This window comes from Winogradskyella sp. ECml5-4, assembly GCF_036903175.1.
Lineage (GTDB): Bacteria > Bacteroidota > Bacteroidia > Flavobacteriales > Flavobacteriaceae > Winogradskyella > Winogradskyella damuponensis.
In genome coordinates this window covers 1-20,062 of the sequence record NZ_JAYJLF010000021.1, presented here as the reverse complement: position 1 = coordinate 20,062, position 20,062 = coordinate 1, and the positions used below count along the sequence as shown (strand labels likewise).

The 20,062-nt window shown below is 32.5% G+C and carries 6 protein-coding genes and 1 pseudogene; all 7 read left to right on the top strand.

Going from position 1 to position 20,062, the window contains the following annotated elements; genetic code table 11:
- The first annotated feature begins 549 nt into the window (after positions 1 to 549).
- Entirely contained in the window at positions 550 to 3,576 is a 3,027-nt protein-coding gene (locus tag VDP25_RS16550) for a T9SS type A sorting domain-containing protein (protein WP_334471614.1), read from the top strand.
- A gap of 474 nt (positions 3,577 to 4,050) precedes the next feature.
- The gene (locus VDP25_RS16545; protein WP_334471613.1) at positions 4,051 to 5,562 is read left to right on the top strand and encodes a helix-turn-helix domain-containing protein; all 1,512 of its coding nucleotides are present in this window, start codon (positions 4,051 to 4,053) and stop codon (positions 5,560 to 5,562) included.
- Positions 5,559 to 6,719, top strand: a complete 1,161-nt coding sequence (locus tag VDP25_RS16540; protein WP_334471612.1) for a tetratricopeptide repeat protein — start codon at positions 5,559 to 5,561, stop codon at positions 6,717 to 6,719. Before VDP25_RS16545 ends, VDP25_RS16540 begins: the two co-directional genes overlap by 4 nt.
- A 153-nt stretch (positions 6,720 to 6,872) precedes the next feature.
- Positions 6,873 to 14,168 carry a choice-of-anchor J domain-containing protein gene (locus tag VDP25_RS16535; protein WP_334471611.1) on the top strand — a complete coding sequence of 2,432 codons (7,296 nt, stop codon included), beginning with the start codon at positions 6,873 to 6,875 and terminating at the stop codon, positions 14,166 to 14,168.
- A gap of 33 nt (positions 14,169 to 14,201) precedes the next feature.
- Complete coding sequence (locus VDP25_RS16530; RefSeq protein WP_334471610.1) at positions 14,202 to 15,137, top strand: PorP/SprF family type IX secretion system membrane protein; 936 nt, start codon at positions 14,202 to 14,204, stop codon at positions 15,135 to 15,137.
- An 18-nt stretch (positions 15,138 to 15,155) separates the two neighbouring features.
- Entirely contained in the window at positions 15,156 to 17,027 is a 1,872-nt protein-coding gene (locus tag VDP25_RS16525) for an OmpA family protein (protein ID WP_334471609.1), read from the top strand.
- Positions 17,028 to 17,189: 162 nt separating this feature from the next.
- Positions 17,190 to 20,062 (top strand): annotated as a pseudogene (locus VDP25_RS16520) (hypothetical protein); the annotation flags it as partial.

The window sequence follows — 20,062 nt, the reverse complement described above, 5'->3', positions numbered from 1 at the left end:
GTTTAAATAGTAAAAAGGTTTACTAGGTTATTTTCTATTCCAAACTTTTATACGGCAGTCTTATATATTTTGTTCTCACAAAAAACAATAAAAAGTACATTTAAGTAAGCATTATATTTATTTAAACTCAAACTTATATGAATACGTTTTTTATAATGAGATGCCTATGCTTATTAAGTAAAAAAAAATAGAGATCTATCCGAATATATTAAGCAACAAGTAATTAGATTTTTAAAATTATTATAACCTATTATAATAAGAAATTTTTTATTGTTTGTGAAGCTATATTTTAAACAGTTATTCCTGTTTTTAGTTCTAAATATGGTTATAAAAGCTCTAAAATGAACAAATGGTTCGTCTTTATTTAAGTTTTTGTATAAAGTAATGTGTTTGCGTGTATCTATCTGTTAGTCAGTTGTTTTGTTGTGTTTTTTGGTTTTATTATTTCGGGAAAAAGTAAAAACATCCTCTTTTTATAACGTAGTTCTCTATCTATATTAGAGCATTATAAGACTAACCACAAAACGATATAACTAAAACAAAAATCCAATGAGAAAAATTACTTTTTATTTAATAATGCTACTTAGCATTACAGCATTCGCTCAAGTAGAGATTGTTGAAAACTTTGATAATGCTCCAGATTTCGGTTTACCTGAAGGTTGGACAGCGTCTGAAAATTTTTTAGTAGAAACATGGTATACTTGTGAAGAAGGAGGGAAAGGAACAGGAGCTAACTTTGAATTTGCTGGGTCTGGCTCTATTACTTCTCCAAATTATTCTGGAATAACTAATGATACAGATTTAACAGTCAGCTTTTCTATTAATGCATATCAACAAGTTAGTTTTTGGCCACCCATTTCACATATTGCACCTGCAGAAGGATGGGGAACAGTAGTGTTAGAATATTCATTAGATGGAGGTGTTAGTTGGGTAACAGCTTATACTGTAGATGATTCTAATTTTACATATATAGGAGTAGATAGTTGTGTTGCCATGCCAGCTGTTAACCTTGGACCTCTTGCTGCAGGAAGTGATTTTCAAGCGCGATTTGTTACTACAGTTACTAATGTTTCAGCAGCGCAATTAATTATTTCTATTGATGATATTTCAATTACACAAGTAGCAACTTCAGTACCAAATTGTGATGCTGTTTTATTAAACCCTGTAAATGGGTCTACAACCGCAGATTTAAATACAATACTAAATTGGCAAGCAGCTACAGGTATTCCAACAGGATATACGGTTTATGTGGGATCTAGCTCAGGAGGAACAGATATAGTAAATGCTGCTACTACAGCAACTACGAGCTACTCATTAGATGGTCTAGGTTTAGATTACGAAACTGAATATTTTGTTACTATTGTACCATTTAATGGTGTGGGATCTGCAACAGGCTGTACAGAAGAAAGTTTTACAACACGCTTAACACCATTACCAGGAGCTACATGTTCTAGTCCAATAGAAATTGCTACACTTCCATATATTATAGAAAGTGACGATACAGCTAATTACGAAAATAACATTAACGTTGGACCTTGTGGTAATTACCCAGAGGCTTTTATGACAGGTAATGATGTGTTTTATGAAATAACACCAGCTACAGATATGTCTATTAATATTAGTCTTGCAAATGTTTCTGAATATGCTGCAGCTATTCATGTTATGGAAGATTGTCCAGATGTAGCTACAGAATGTGTTGCTATGTTAGGCGATAATTACTCGGCAACACCACCTTATACAATGGAATTAACTGAAGTGGTTTTAAATGCAGGACATTCTTATTTTATTGTGTTGAGTCGTGCTAGTATGGATGGTACATTTTCTTATACTATGATTATTACTCAGAACGATTGTATTAATCCAGAATTTACTGTAACTCCTGTTGCCGAATGCGATTCAGGCGAGTTTTCGGTAGATGTTGATGTTAATTATTTAGGTGATGCTTCAGGTTTAACTTTAACAGATAACTTTGGGTATGCAAACACTAATATTAGTTCAACAGGAATTGTAAATGTTGGACCTTATGCTTCAGGATCTACAGTGGAATTTACATTAACTAATAATGATGATGACAACTGTTCTTTCTCAGATTCTACTTTCTTTTATTGTCCTCCTGTAAATGACGATTGTACAGATAGTACAGTATTAACTATTAATACAGATGGTACATGTACTATTTTTACAAGCGCTACTAACGCAGGAGCTTCAGAAGCTACTAATAATCCAATTAATTGTGAGTTTACAAATACCAATGATGTTTGGTTTAGCTTTGTTGCAACTAGTGAAACTTTGATTTTAGAATATTCGAATATTGTTTCAGCAATTGGTGATGGAGGTATATTTCAATCTACAGAATTACTAGAAGGTAGTTGTGGTTCTTTTACAAGTTTAGGATGTTTTATGTCAAACTATGTTACATTAAATAATTTAACAATAGGAGATACTTACTATATTAGAAACAACTCAAATAATGTAGGTGACTATGCTCAAAACTATGACATTTGTTTAAAAGAAGCACCAGTACCACCTGCAAACGACGAGTGTTCTAATGCTATTGTGTTAACCGCTTCTACAGATGAAAGTTGTGATAACATAATATCAGGAACAACTGTAGGTGCAACAATCTCGGAAGATAATACCTGTAACTCAGATTTTACAGCTTTTTACAAAGACGTATGGTATGTGTTTACTGCAGCAGAAACAGGGCTTTATAAGTTTACTTTTGAAAGAACCGATTTTGAACCAAGTGCATATTACTCTATTTATTCAGGGACTTGTGGTGCTCTAGTTGAAGAAAGTACTGGTTGTTATAATACAGAACCTACTGTGCTTTCAGCTACCAGTGGAGAAAGTTATTATGTAATGGTTAGATCTGGTGATGATGGTCCTGGTATTGATTTTGACTTATGCGTATTTAAATTACCACCACCTGTTGAAAATGATAGTTGTTCTACACCAACAGTTCTATTAGAATCTACAGATGAAACAGGTAATAATATGATTTCTGGTGATTTTGCTAACGCTTACTCATCACCTGAGTCTTGTGCTCCAAGTGCTAAAACAATTTGGTATAGCTTTACACCTAGTTACACAGGTACGTATCACTTTAATTTTGTAAATACTGTAGGTTACCCTAATTACACAATATACAATACTGATGATTGCTCTTTAACAACAGATAATTTTGTTACTGGTACATATTGTTTTAATTCAGGCGAAAATTCAGCAGATTTAGTCTCAGGAAACACTTATTTAATTTCAATTTTTAGTTTTGATAACAATACTGTTGAATCTTTTGACTTATCCGTTTATCCAGATGCATCTTTAAGTGTAAAATCAAATAGTTTTGAAGAATTTAAATACTATCCAAATCCTGTTGTAAATACACTTACTATTAATGCTAAAAACACAATTTCAAATGTTAGTATTTTCAATATTGTTGGCCAAAAAGTACAAATGGTTACTCCAAATAGCATGGAAACAACAATTAATATGAGCGAATTGAATGAAGGCGTGTATTTTGTCACAGTAACAGCTAATGGTTCTCAAAACACGATTAAAATTGTAAAAAAATAAACAGTAATAACTTTAATTTGACTAATAGCAAATTAATATGCATGGGCAATACCCTTAATGACTGTCCATGCTTTAAATACCTTTAAACCCTTAACTAAACTTTTAGGTATTTATTTAGCACTTTTTTAAAGTGTGATTTTTTTCAAGAAAAAGCAGCTTACACAGCTGCTTTTTTATGTTTTAAACTAATGTTTTTATATAAATAAAAATTCTATAGTTATATTGTTACGTAGAATAACCATAGTTTAATACTTTTATAGTTATATTATAATCCTACTGAGTAATATTATTTGAAATAATAATGCATTTACTTTTTATTTTTATAATATATTATTGGTTTGAAAACTATGTTTGCACTGTAGTCGTTATATGATAATATATTTGAGAAATATAAAAACAACACACTATTTTAAGAAGCTTCTGTTAAGAAAGGCTTTGTTTTTTACGGCTATAAGTTTTTTGTTTTTAACAAGCGTGTACTCACAAGAAGATGCTCTTGTTTTAAAGGCAAAAGAACTTGTGTATTCTAACCCAACTGAAGCTATAAAAATAGCAGACCACCTCTTAAATATTAGTCATGAACCTCAAGAATTTGCAATAGCTAATATGTTATTGGCAAAAAGCTATATGACTAAAGGTGATTATAAAAAAGCAATTATTTATGCCTTTGATGATCAAAATCAATTAGAAAAAGTAGCCATAAAAACACGAATAGAAAATAATATTCTAAAATCTACATTGCTACGAAAACTATATTTAGACACACAATCTATAGAGTATCTTAATAAGGCAAGTGTATTGGTTTCTAAGGTTTCATCTGAAAAAAAGTTATATGAATATCATAATTTTTTAGAACACATAAATATGCTTTTGGATAGGCTTAGTGTAAATGAAGCAATTATTAAATTAAAAGAGACCGAACTTCAATTTAAAAATTTTTTAAATGAAAATGTAGATGAAAAAAGAGCATATCATTTCGTTTATGCAAAAGCTTATAATAGTTTAACTAAATATGATTCTGCATTTGTACATATAGACAAAACATTTGAATTATTAAATGCTTCTAATAAGATTAACCTATATGAAAAAGCATTAATTTATAAAGAATCAGGACTCTTATTTCTAAAAAACAAAGAATTTAAAAAGAGTAAAGAAACACTGTTTATTGCATTGCAAATTGCCGAGGTTTTAGATAATCCCTTTTTACTGAAAGAAATTAATAGGGATTTGGCAATCAGTTATTTAGCGTCTAATCAAAAAAATGAACATAAGGTCTATTACGAAAAGTTTTTATTTTTAAATAACTCAGTTGAAGAAATAGAACAAGGGGCTGTTAATACCTATTATAATATTATTAGCAGTCAAGAAGAAAGTCAATTAGAAAGTTATAATCAAAAATATACTAAGTATCTATATCTTTCAATTGCGATAGCTCTATTTATAATAATTGTAGGTGTTTTAATTCTTTTAAAAAGTGAAAGTAGAAAAAAACGCAACAGAGAAATTATTAATTATTTAGAGGTAAGTCGAAATATTTTTACAAAAGTAAAACCAACAATATCGGCAAAGAAGCAAACTTCAAAACGTTTGGTTATACCTGAAGAAACCGAACAAAATATTATATTAAAACTTAAGCGCTTTGAAAAATCTTTAAAATTTTTAAATAAAGACATGTCGCTTGCCCTTTTGGCAGGACAGTTTGAAACAAATACCAAATACCTCTCAGAGATTATAAATAAAAACTATAACGATAACTTTAACACCTTTATAAACAAACTTAGGGTTAATTATATTATTGAAAAATTAAAAAACGATACCAATTATATAAATTATAAAATCAGTTTTTTAGCTGATGAGAGCGGTTTTTCTTCACATAGTAATTTTACGATAGTATTTAAAGGAATTGTAGGCATGTCACCTGCTACATTTATTAAATTATTAGTAAAAGAAAGGGAAGAAATTATGAAAAACGAGGACACTAAATGAGTTTAAAGCTTAAATATTACCTTCTTTTTAGTGTGTTAATTTTTAATACACTCTCACTTGCTGCAATCCAGTTACCAAACAATAAACAAGGAGACAGTTTAGTAAAAGAGGCGACAAAAGCGGTTTTTAAGGATCCAAACAAAGCAATTTCATCAGCTTTAGCAGTTTATGATAATGTATCTCATTCTAAAAAAACGAGAACTAATGCCTTAATGGTTGTTTCTACGGCTTATGCTTCAAAAAGAGATTATAAAAGGGCTTTAGATTATATTATTATAGCTAATGAGTTTTCTCGTCAAATAGATAATAAAAAATTACAGATTGAGATTTTATTTAGAACAGGGATTTTATACCAACAGCTAAAAATTTATGATAAGGCCATAGAATATATGGAAGACGTCGAAAAAAGATGTTTAAATCATTCTGAAAGAGATAGCGTTGGAGGTGTCTTAGCATCGAGTTACTTAGTTAAAGGCTTTGTATACAAAGACAATCTAAATTGTGATATTGCTATAGAGTTTTTTGATAAAGGATTAAAAGAATACGAAAGATTAGGGAATTACAATCATAATAGAAGTATAGGACATTATAATAAAGGAAATTGTCAAATATTACTTTCAGAATATGACAATGCAATACAGAGTTTTAATAAGTCTATAGAATTTGCCAATATTGAAAACGCCAGTAGCTTGGTTTCATTTGCAGAAAAAGGTATGGCAGAAGTATACACTCTAGAAGGCAAATACAATAAAGCGATTTCGATATTACAATCAGCTTTGGATAAATCAAAAAATGTTGGAGATTTAGTTCTAAATCTAGGAATATATAAAGGCCTTTTTGAAAATTATTTAGCCTTAGATCAATGGGATGATTATCAAAAATATTACGATCTTTTTTTAAAAACACAACTAGACATTAAAAAATCTGAACGTAACTCGGTAAGTGTTTCAATTAAGGAAAATTCTAAAAATTTAAATAACGATTTAGAACTTGTTCAATCCAAATTCAAGAATAGATTTTATTTGATTATTTTAATCGTATTAGTCTTCATTATTAGTGTATGTATTCTTCAAATAAAGAATAAAAAGACGATAAAATCACTACAAAAAAAGATAGAAAGCTTCCAAAGCTTAAAACCTTCTATAAAAATAAAATAACACATCATTTTAAGCTTAACTAGCTTGTTTTTAGTTTTTTAAGTGTTTGTTTTTACTTTTAAATTTCGGGAAATAGTAAAGACTTAGCCTAAATATTATGTATGATAATATATATATTTAGCAATAAGTTAATAATTCTGAAATTGATTTAACATGAGAAACAAATTACAAAATGTGGCAGCAAATACATTCTGCTTTTCGTCAATTATGATGTGTAAAAACCGAAGCTTTTATGTTATTACTTTATTAGTCTTTTTATTGATTTCAGTAAAAGGTAATGCACAATTAAATGAAACTTTTGATAGTGGTATTCCTGGCACTTGGACGCTAATTGATAATGGAGTAGGAACATTAGGTTGGTCAACGACTACTGATGGTTATTTAGGAACAAATGGAACTTCAATAAATCCAAGTGCAGATAATATTGGTGATCAAAATACAGCACAATATTTTTTAGTAACACCTCAAATTGCAGTTCCAGAAAATGGAGAAATTCAGTTTTATACAAAGCAGTCTAATGAAGCAGATAATGGAGCTCAATACGAAATAAGACTTTCTACAGCAGCACAACCAGATGTTAATGGCTTTAATATAACTATTCAATCTTATACAGAAGCAAACTTAAATATAGGTGCGCAAACCAACTATGAAAAAAAGGTCATTGAAATACCAACGTCTATTCCTGCGGGTTTAAATATTTATATAGCATTTGTAGCCATAAATACACAAAACGGAGCGACGCCAACTGGAGATGAGTGGTTTGTAGATAATGTGTCTATATTAGAAGGTTGTTCAGAAGTTGAAGACGATACTGTAACAATAGACGCCATTACCGTTGATGGTGCAGAAGTATCATGGACACACCCAACAGCCACTAATTTTGAAATTCAAATTTTACCTGCAGATGGTGTTCCTGCTGATAGCGGAATACCAGTCTCAGGAACGTCGTATACTTTAACTAACTTAGATGAAGACACAGATTTTGATATTTATATTTCTGCTATTTGTGATAATGACACACAAAGTGCTTTTACGGGGCCGTACACCTTTAGTACTTTAAAATTTGGTTTGTCTTGTGACGCACCAATTATAGTTCCAGATATTTCTTCAACTCCTTATGTTTTAGTCGATAATTTAGATCAATGGATAAACCCAGATATTTCTTATACAACTCAAGGGACTAACTGTGTTTTAGGAACATCAACCACTAATTACCTAAATGGAAATAAAATATTTTTAAGTTATACACCAACTGAAGATGGTTTAGTAACATTAACACAAACAACAGCTGTTGAGCCAGGCGGTGGAGATAATAACTGTTGGAACTCTAGAAGTTCATTATTTGTTTATGAAAGTTGTGAAGATGTAGGTGTTAACTGTATTGGTGGGACAATAACAATAAATTCTTATGACCCTAAATCAATATCTAACTTATTAGTTCAAGCAGGAGAAACATATATCATTGTTGTCTCAACCGAATTCTCAACTCCAACTGCAGGAGTTTGTTTTTCTTTAGAAATTACAGCACCAAATTGTGCGCCACCAAGTGATTTGTTGTATAATAATTTAACCGAGGATAGTGTTAGTTTCTCTTGGGACAATATTGGGGGTTTTGCAGATACATGGGAGTACGCAGTAGTACCATCAGGTACAGGAGAGCCAACGGGTTCTGGAATATCAACATCTACCAATATTGATAACCTTGTTAATACTGGTCTTGTATCTGCTACAACTTATGATTTATATGTAAGATCTATTTGTGATGGTACTCCAGGTATTTGGAGTGATCCAATGACTTTTACAACACAATGTACTTCATTTAGTGTACCCTATTTTACCAATTTTGATACTGCAACAAACGAAAACCCAGAACCATGTTGGACAACTATTGATGCCAATGGAGATGGAATTGCTTGGAGTTTTATTGGAGGATGGGCTACGGTACAAACTGAAAGCTCGAGATATGAAAATCACGATTTTTATGTGTCACCTCGTGTGATTTTTGATGGTACACCAAAACGTATTCGTTATAAACACCGTTCTACCCAAGGAGGTTCAACATATACTGTAAAATTGTCAACAACAGGTGTTGGTTTAGATGATTTTTCAACAGTGGTTTTGCCACCAACAACAATTACCAATTCAAGCTTTCAAGAAATAATTGTTGATTTACCTGAAGATATAATAGGTGAAGTAAATATTGCTTGGATTGTTGAGCCAAACACCACTGAATCAGCATTAAGAGTGTCTATTGATGATGTGTATATTGAAGAAAAACCAACTTGTCCAGATCCCTTAAATCCTTATGTTTTAGGAAGTCAGATAACAACTAATTCTGCATGGTTATTATGGTCCGAAGGAGATTCTGAAACACAATGGCAATTGGCAATACAAGATGAAGGATCAGGAATACCTACTGGAGATGGTATTTTAGTTTCAGATAACCTTCCATATATAGCAACAGATTTATCACCTGGAAATAGATATGAATTTTATGTGAGAGCTTATTGTTCTTCAGAAGATCAAAGTCAATGGGTTGGTCCAGTCACATTTACAACCTTATGTGAATCTTATGATTCGCCGTTTTATGAAAGTTTTAATGATGAAGATCCTGATACTCAAAAGTTTTGTTGGGAAATAAATGATGCTAATAATGATGGAGCTACTTGGATGATAGATGAAAGTCATGCACTATTACAAACATCAGCATTTTCACCACCTTCTGATTTTAACGATTATTTAATCTCTCCAGCAATTAATATAGATGGAGTTAAGGAATTAAAGTATAAATACAGATCTGATTTTTCTTTCTTTTCGGCATTTCCACGCTTTGGTTTGGAAGTTTTAATGTCTACTACAAATACAAATCCAGGTAGTTTTTCTGTAATCTCTCCTTTAGAGGTCTTTACAAACCCTAGTTATGAAGAAAAATCAATAATTATTGAAGCTACCGGAACTATTTATATTGCTTTTAGAGTGCCACCAGAATTTACAGGTGCTTGGTCTGTTTTAAGTATTGAAGATGTTAGTATTACAGATATTTCTGCATGTCCTAATCCTACAGATTTAGTTGTTAATAATGTTTTTACAAATTTTGCAGATTTATCATGGACAGCAGGATACCAAGAAACAGATTGGAATGTAGCAGTGCAACTTGCTGGCTCAGGAATACCTTCTTCTGGAGTTTTAGAATCTAGTAATGGCTATATCGCCTCAGGCCTTTTACCAAATACAGAATATGAATTTTATGTACAAGCCAATTGTGAAGATGGTAATAGTGAATGGGTCGGTCCAGTAACTTTTAGAACAAGTTGTAGTGCATTTACATCTCCATTTGTTGAAACCTTTAATACAGATTCTGAATCTGAAGATTGTTGGATTGTTGTTAATAATAATGAAGATGGTGAAACATGGGAGTTAAATAGTGCGTCTTTAGTTTATGAAGGAGATCAAGCAGCTGCTATGTTTACGGGAACTAATGGCCTTAACGAGGATTGGTTAATTTCACCAACAATTACTATTACAGAGAATCAGCGTTTACGATACTATTATAGAGTTTATGATAGTTTCTTTACTGAAGATTTAGAAGTATTACTTTCTACTAACGGAACCAGTTTAGAGCAATTTACAACAGTATTATATGATTCTGATGATGATCCAGTGCTTATTAATAACGAAGAATTTAAAGTAAAAATTATCAATCTACCTGCAGGTATAACAGGAGATATTAATATTGCTTTTCATGTACCTTTCTTTGCCAGCACAGAGCCATATAGAGGACAAACTTTGGTAATTGATAATGTTAATATTGAAGATATTCCAGATTGTCCAGAGCCAACAAATATTATATTAAATAATATAACAGATACTCAAGTGCAAGTATCATGGGATGCAAATGTCGCAGAAACCGCATGGGAGATTTCAGTACAACCATCAGGTACAGCGGCTCCTGTTGGAGATACAGATCCTGAGTATTTATTTAATGCATCAACAAATCCGTTTACAGTTACTGGTTTAGATAGTTCAACAATGTATGATATTTATGTTAGAGCTGTTTGTGATGAAGGAAGTGAGTGGGTAGGACCGTATGAAGTAATAACAAAATGTAGTTTCGAAAACTTATGTCAATACACATTTATACTAACTAGTGATTATAGTACATCTTCAACATTAGATATTACTCAGAATAATCAAGTTGTACAATCGCTACCTTTTACAGGTCAAGAAGAAGAATCGTACAGTGTCTTTTTGTGTTCTGGAGTTGAATTTTCTCTGTTTTTCGATACTATTGGTTGGTCTATTCCACAATATGCTAATTACCAATTTGAGATTCAAAATAATCAAGGTGAAACCATTTATACAAGTCCATTAGGATTATTACCAAGAACAACAGTTTATACAGGAAGCGCGCTTTGTGGTACTGTTGCTTGTCCGCAACCAACAGACTTAACGGTTAATAACTTGTCTGAGTTGTCATGGACACCTGGAGGTGGCGAAACAGCATGGGAAGTTGCTATACAACCATTTGAGAATGGAACACTTCCACAATCGGGAACTATAGTTTCTACAAACTCTTACACACCAACAGATGCAGATTTTAATGATTTAAGCGCTGTTACATATGAATATTTTGTAAGAGCTGTATGTGGATCTGATGAAGAAAGCTATTGGTCGGGACCTTTTGAGTTTGTTAGAAATGATGATGTTTCAAATGCTATAACCTTACCAATAAATGATAACGAGGTTTGTAGCGCATCAGGAACTACAGTGTCTTTTATAAATGCTTCTGCATCAGTAGATGAAATGACTTGTGAAGGAGTAAATGGAGGTGATATTTGGTTTGACTTTACAGCAGAATCCTTAGTTCATATTATAGAAGTAAATAATTTTAGTGGAAGTTTACAAGATGATTTTGGCGATCCAGCATATCCAGGAATTATAATGACATTATATAAAGATAATGGTGGAGGTAACCTTGAAGAAGTAATATGTAGTTACGATAATCTTATCGTTGCAATGTACACTTCAGAATTAATTGTAGGTCAGAATTATAAAGTCAGATTAACATTAAATAGCACAACCAGCACAGAATATTTATTTAATGTATGTATTAAGACACCAGAAGACCTGTGTTCTATTAATACGGTCAATGGTAATTTTGAAGAGCCTAACTTAGAAGGTTTAAGTGGTCTTAATACTATTATTTCTGTAAACACATTGCCTGGTTGGCGTTCAAATTTAGATTCAACTACTGAGATTTTTTATTGGGAATCTCTTAATGCACCAGGTTTTGAGCCTTATGAAGGTGGCCAGTGTGTTCAATTATTATCAGATCAAGGAACAACAATAGATCCTAACGATCCAGATATTAAAGGCTATTACAGAGATTTTGATACTTCAGAAATCACATTGTACGATTATAGTTTTGCACACCTTGCAAGATCTGATAATAATATTGTTCAGTTATTTGCAGGTCCTGTTGGAGGGCCTTATACAATGATTGATGAGCATTTAGGAACAGTACAAGCATGGACGCTCGTTTCTGGCGAATACAGTGTGCCTGCAGGGCAAGATATAACAAGATTTATCTTTAGAGCTCATGATGGTGATGATTTAGGTAATGTTTTAGATGCGATCAATTTTGTAGCTAATAATGAGATTATCACAGCTCCATTTACAGTAGATTGTGATGATAACATTGCAAATGTTGAAGCTAATGGAACGGGAACTTGGGTGTCTAGTGATTCTAATCCTGGAACGGTTTCAATTACCGATGCCAATAGCAGTTCTACAACAATTACAAATTTTGTACAACCTGGTGTTTACACCTTTACGTGGCAAACTTCATATTGTACATATGATCTAGAAATTACATACAACGGTATTGCAGATATACCAGAAACCCAAAGTCTTGTTGAATATTGTTTAAATAGTACTGCAGAGCAACTCACGGCTTCAACTTCAGATACCTACAATTTAATGTGGTTTACACAAGCTGTTGGAGGTACTGGTACCACAACGGCACCAACACCAGATACTTCAGTAGTAAATACAACCTCTTATTATGTGGCTTTTGTAGATACAGAAGGCTGTGAAGGCCCTCGTACAGAGATTCAAGTAGTCGTTAGCGAGTCTTTTACTCCAGAGTTAACATTTACATATGATGACACTTGTGTGGTCGCTACTGAAAATCCTATACCAACATTAAATACTAATTTTGAAACAGGAGGTACATTTTCATCAACCACATTAACGGTAGATACTACAACAGGTATTATTGATATGGCTTCAGCATCAGTAGGACAACATGATATCATTTATACGTACGATGGAGATGAAGAAACGTGTACGTTGTCAGGATCATATGTGGCTACAATTGAGTTTACAGCGGCATCTATTCCTGTTACTGTTTTTAATTATGGAACTGAGGCCTATTGTGTATTATCATCAGAGACTATTATACCAACATTAACTCCTAATTTTACACAAGGAGGTACATTTAGTTCTTCAACATTAACGGTTAATGCAACTACAGGAGCTATTGATATGGCTTCAGCAACTTCAGGTAGCCACGAAGTTACTTATACAGTTGAAGCAAATGCGACAGCATGTTCTGATGCAGGTTCTTCTATTTCAACTATTCTCATTACGGCAAGTACGAGTCCAATAACAGAATTTAGTTATGCTGAAGATATTTATTGTGCAGATACAAATACTATTCTTCCAGAGTTTACGACAGGGTTTACAACAGGAGGAACGTTTAGTGCCGAAAGTGGTTTATCTATAAACGCGACAACAGGTGAAATTAATGTGGCTTTAAGTACTTTAGGTAATTATGACGTTACTTATGAAATTTTAGAAGACATTTCTAATTGTGCAGAAGGGAGTGTAGCGACGTTTAATATTACGATATTAGATACTATAGACGTTGTTGTTGAAGGTGAATGCGATGGTTCTAATTATACATTAACGGCACTTCCTATTGACGATTCTTTTGATACTACCGAAGCAAATTACACATGGAAGGATGCAAGCGGAAATATTGTAGGAGATAATTCAGAAGTATTTAATGTTACAGATTATGCGAATCAAAATCCTAATGTAATTGTACCACTACAATTCTCTGTAACGGTAGATTTTGGTGGTTGCTCAACAACTACAACTTACACAACCGAACGTTTGTCTTGTGGAAGTATTCCTCAAGGTATTTCTCCAGATGGAAATAATAAGAATGATACATTTGATCTCACAGGTTATGGTGTTAATTCTCTATTGATTTTTAATCGTTATGGTACAGAAGTGTATAAGTATAATGGTAATTATACCAACCAATGGCATGGACAAACTAATGATGGTAAAGCATTACCAGATGGTACCTACTTCTATAGCCTTCAAAAAGACGATGGAAGTTCAGTAACAGGTTGGGTGTATATCAACAGAGCACAATAATTATAAAAGACAATAAAGCAATATTATATACAGATGAAAAAAATATATTTTACACTAGCTTTTACACTTATATTTTTTATAAGTGCTAATGCGCAACAAGACCCTCAGTATACACAATACATGTATAATATGAATGTTGTAAATCCGGCTTATGCAGGCTCTAATGAAGCTTTATCTATCGGATTATTATACAGATCACAATGGGTTGGTATTAATGATGCGCCAAAAACAGCTACACTTTCAGTACATAGTCCTATTGGTAATAATGTAGGTTTAGGATTGTCTGTTATTTCAGATAAAATTGGACCTGTAGAAGAAAATAATGTTTTTGCCGATTTTTCATATACTTTAAATTTGGGAGGAGAACATCGTTTAGCATTTGGATTAAAAGCAGGAGCAACATTTCATAACATAGGTTTGTTTAGTGATATTGGAAATGGTTATGTGCCAGATGCAGGAGATGAGGCTTTTAGCGAAAATACAAACAATACGTATTTAAATATTGGAGCTGGTGCATTTTATTATACAGATAAATATTATGTGTCTTTGTCGGTGCCAAATATGTTAAAAAGTACATATTTAGATGTTACAAATAATGGACAAGAGTTTAGTTATGGCTCTGAGGTTTTACATTATTTTCTTTCTGCGGGTTATGTGTTTGACATAGCAACTAACACAAAATTCAAGCCTTCATTTTTATTAAAATCAGCATTTGAAGCCCCAACCTCTTTGGATCTGTCTGCTAACTTTTTATTCTATGATAAATTTGAAGTAGGAGCTACTTACCGTTTAGACGATTCTGTAGGTGCTATGGCTAATTTTGCAGTAACTCCAGATATTAGAATAGGGTATGCTTATGATTATACAACATCAGACCTAAATATAAAATCATCTGGCTCACATGAAATTATGTTGTTATTCGATTTAAATTTCTCTAAAAAAGTATCAATCTCACCTAGATTCTTCTAACATCTAAAACATTTTAAAATGAAAAAAATATATAGTCTTTTAAGCTTGTTTTTAATTATAACTTCAGGCTTCGGACAAAATAAACAGTCAGAAAAAGCAGATAAGCTTTATGAAGGTTATCAATATGTAGATGCTATTGAAGCCTATCTAAAACTTGTTAAAGATAACAAGGCAGATACTTATGTATATAAGCAATTAGCAGATAGTTATTATCATGTATTTAATATTGAAGAAGCTTCAAAATGGTACAAAAAAGCATTAGAAAATAATCAAAATGCAGAAACCCATTTTCGTTATGCGCAAGTATTAAAATCGCAAGGTAATTATGAGGCTGCTAACAAGCAAATGGATCTGTTTTCTAAAATAAAACCTGAAGATGTACGTGCAAAAGCTCATTTAGAAAACCCTAATTATATTCCAAAATTGTCTGATATCTCTAAAACGTTTACCATTAAAGATGTTGATATTAATGATGATGAGCAAAGTGATTTTGGTGCTGTTCTCTCTAATGATAATATTTTGTATTTTGTAAGTACAAGAAAATCGTTTGGAAAAGAAGATGCCTGGACAAATCAACCTTATTTAGATATTTATAAATCAGTGAGAAATGATGACGGAGTCTTATCTGAACCAGAACCATTAGAAGAACTGAACACTATTTACCACGATGGACCTATATCCATTACCACAGATGGGAAAACAATGTATTTTTCTAGAGACGGCCATACGGAAGGATCGTTCAAAAAAATAAAAAACAAAGGAGTCAAATTAGCCCAACAAGGCATTTATAAAGCGACTATGGTAGAAGGTAAATGGGGACATATTGAAGCTTTACCAATAAATAGTAAAGATTATACCGTAAGCCATCCAAGCATTAGCAGTGATGGTAAAACACTTTATTTTGCGTCTAATATGCCAAATGGTTTAGGCGGCACAGATATTTGGAAAATAAGTGTTAATGGTAGCACATACGGTGAACCAGTAAACTTAGGCCCTAAGGTAAATACTCCAGGCAAGGAAGGCTTTCCTTATATAAGTGAAGATAATATACTATATTTTGCTTCAAGCGGAAGGCAAGGTTTTGGTGGTCTTGATATTTTTAAATTTGATGTTGATAAAAATGAAACACCCGAAAACCTGGGAAACGTAATAAACACTAAAAGAGACGATTTTGCTTTTAGTGTGAATAACACTTTTCAAGTTGGTTATTTTTCGTCAAATAGATCTGGAGTAGATAATATTTATATGGCAATACCTATTTGTCAGTTTGAAACAATCGTAATGGTTAAGGATTTAGAGACCGATTTAATCATTTCTAAAGCAAATATTTCTATTTCCGATAGTCAAAACAATAGTATTGCAACACAAGAAACCGATATTAATGGTAAGACGTCTTTTAATGTAAGTTGTGAGTATGACTATATTATAAATGTCTCAAAAGAAGGTTATGAAACAGTAACAGTGCCTGTTAAAGAATCTAAAGGAGAAACTATAACTGTTAATGCTGTTTTACAACCTATTAATGAGATGATTACAGAGACAGAAGTGAAGTTACATAATATATACTTTGAGTTTAATAAAAGTAATATTACCAACCAAGGAGCATTAGAATTAGATAAATTGGTTTCAATTATGAAAGATCATCCTAACATGAAAATTTTGGTAAGATCACATACTGATTCAAAAGGTAAGGCCGCTTATAATTTAAAATTATCAGAAAAAAGAGCACAATCAACAATGCAATATCTTATTTCTAAAGGAATACATAAGCAAAGATTATCTGCAAAAGGGATGGGAGATACAGAACCAAAAATAGATTGTAAATCTCATTGTACAGAAGATGATGATGCACAGAATAGGCGTTCAGAATTTCTTATTATTAAAGAATAACTGTTTTGTAATTAATTAAAGAAAAGTAATTGCTTTTAGAATAGGAGTTTTTATTTACAAATTGTTATAGTTGCAATCTCAAATACTTCTATTTTAATAAAAAATTAGGATTTTGTTATAACACAATTAATTAGGAATAAAATAGATGATAAAAAATATTAGATGAAGAAGATTTTACTCTTATTAATTTCTATAGTTCTTTTCTTTGAAGTGCAAGCACAAGAACCAAATGATTGTGTAAATGCTATCGTAGTATGTGGTAATGAAACATTTATGTCTAACGCTACAGGTATAGGAAATACTCAGGAAGTTTCTGGATGTGGTGGTTTTGAAAATAATTCGATATGGCTAGAGGTTAATATAGCACAATCAGGAACTTTAGGATTTGATTTAATTCCTGATGATCCAGATATTATGGTCGATTATGATTTTTGGGTTTTTGGTCCCAATCGATCATGTGCAGATTTAGGTAGTCCTATCCGTTGTGCAACTACCAATCCTAATCAAGCAGGTTTATCAAATAATCATACAGGTATTAATGGGAGTACAACATTAACACAAACAGGGCCAGGCGCTAGTGGTAATAGTTATGTGTATTGGTTAAATGTTACAGTAGGAGAATCGTATTTTATTGTTATTGATAGACCTACAGGAGATGGTGGTTTTCAATTGGAATGGACAGGTACTGCTAATGAAGGTTCTGGTGCATTTCCTGCACCTCCAGAAACTAATGACATTGAAGATGTAAAACAATGCAGTAGTAATCCAGATGTTGCTGTTTTTGATCTAAATAGTATAAAATCGAGTATTAACCCAGACCCAGGAGTTGTTATCGATTTTTATGAGAGTTTAGCAGATGCAACCGATGATGTTAATGAGTTGCCAGGTATTTATGCTAACACTGCTAATCCTCAGCAAATTTATGCTAAAGTAAAATCAGGGATAACAGGTTGCTATTCTTTAATTGATTTTAATTTGGTAGTTACACCTATTCCGGATGCCACCATAGCGGTTTCAAATACTGACATTTGCTTAGGAGAAGAGGTAACATTTACAATCACGGGAACTCCAGATGCTGTGATTCATTATAATATAAACGGAGGAACAACGGAAGAGGTTTTATTAGATGCCACAGGTATAGCTACACTTGTTCAATCTCCAATGTTAAATACAGAAGTTAATTTGGAAGATGCTCAGATTTTGAGTGCGACCAATACAGTGGTTTGTTCACAGGCATTAACAGATTCCGCTTCAGTTACAGTTATTACTAACATGGCTCCAACCATAATTAGTAATTCACCCGTCTGCGAAGGAGAAGCTGGAGAATTACAATTTTCTGGTGATGCTAATGCAACAATTACATACTCCATTGGTAGTGGTGCGTCCCAAACTTTAAATTTAGATGCCACAGGTAGTTTCACCCTTTCACTTCCTGCTTTAACGTCAGATACTGATATTGAAATTATTTCTGTAACGAGTGCTTTATTACCTAACTGTGTACTTAATTTAAATACGACGGAAACTATTTTGGTTAATCCGTTTCCCGATACTACAATTGGAGGAATTTTAGTTGAATGTAGTGATGGTGTAAATTCTAATTCTGCAGATTTTAATTTAGATGCAGCAAGTGAAATTATTTTAGATGCGCCAGACCCTAATACAACAATAACGTATTTTGAAACACAAGCTTTATCTATAAATGGAGATCCAGCAGACGCATTAACATCGCCTTACAGTAGTACATCGGCCTATCAAATTATATATGTACGTATTGAAACCGATTTAGGTTGTGTTAGGCAAACCGTACTTTCTCTTCAGGTTGTTGATGCTCCTATAGCAAATATGCCATCAGACTTGTCATCATGTGATGCTAATAATATAGGTGTTGGAACTTTCGATTTAACCCAAACCGAATCTGAAGTGATTGCAGGAAACACAGAAGCAGTGCAAGTCTCTTATTATATTCTTGAAACTGATGCTGAAGCAGGAACACCTGCAATTACAAATCCAACTACATTTGAAAATACAGAGGCCTATAACCAAACTATTTATGTTCGAGTTGATTCGGATGCTACTGACTGTTATAGTATTGCGCCATTAAACTTAGAAGTGTTTGATAATCCAACGATCACAATTCCAGACAATCTTGAAACTTGCGATGATGTCAGTAATGATGGTTTAGCACAATTTAATCTTGAAAATCAAACTGCCATTATACTTAATGGAGCAACAGGTATAACGGTCACGTATCACTTGTCTCAATTAGATGCCGAAAATAATGATGATGCTATAACAAGTTTATATACAAATGATAGTAACAATCAGACAATATATGTTCGTGCAGAAAATGATTTAAATACAAGTTGTTTTACAACAACAACTTTTGACTTAGTAGTAAACCCATTACCAGCCTTAATAGTGCCAAGCGCTTTAGAAGTTTGTGATGATGGTATTCCAGATGGTTTAACAGAGATCGATTTAAGTCTCAAGAACACAGAGGTTACAGGTAATAATCCTATCTATTCTGTAAGTTATTATTTAACACAATTAGACGCAGATTCAGAGACCAACCCATTACCTACTTTATATACTAATACGAGTAACGGTCAAATCATTTTTGTACGTGTAGAAGATACAAACACAGGTTGTTATAATACAACGACCTTAGAGTTAATAGTAGAGCAAGCACCAATAGCATTTACACCGCAAGCATTACGCTACTGTGATCCTGATAATGATGGTTTTGGATTGTTTAACCTTACAAGTGTTAACAATGAAATTACAGGTGGAGTTTTGGGGTTAACTATAACTTACCATGAAACAGAGACCAATGCAGATAATGGTGTAGATGCCATAGATACTACAGTGAATTATAATAACATTGTACAAGATGTTCAGACACTTTATGTAAGAGTAGAAAGTGCAACAATAGCTACAGACTGTGCAACGATTGTGGAGTTAGATTTAATTGTAGAGCCAACACCACAACTAGTAGCGCCAACGCCATTAGAAGTTTGTGATGATATCTCAGCAGA

What these genes read in the sequence shown, in the direction of transcription:
- VDP25_RS16550 (WP_334471614.1), top strand. Translation starts at nt 550, where the DNA reads ATGAGAAAAATTACTTTTTATTTAATAATGCTACTTAGCATTACAGCA.
- VDP25_RS16540 (WP_334471612.1), top strand. Translation starts at nt 5,559, where the DNA reads ATGAGTTTAAAGCTTAAATATTACCTTCTTTTTAGTGTGTTAATTTTT.
- VDP25_RS16535 (WP_334471611.1), top strand. Translation starts at nt 6,873, where the DNA reads ATGAGAAACAAATTACAAAATGTGGCAGCAAATACATTCTGCTTTTCG.
- VDP25_RS16530 (WP_334471610.1), top strand. Translation starts at nt 14,202, where the DNA reads ATGAAAAAAATATATTTTACACTAGCTTTTACACTTATATTTTTTATA.
- VDP25_RS16525 (WP_334471609.1), top strand. Translation starts at nt 15,156, where the DNA reads ATGAAAAAAATATATAGTCTTTTAAGCTTGTTTTTAATTATAACTTCA.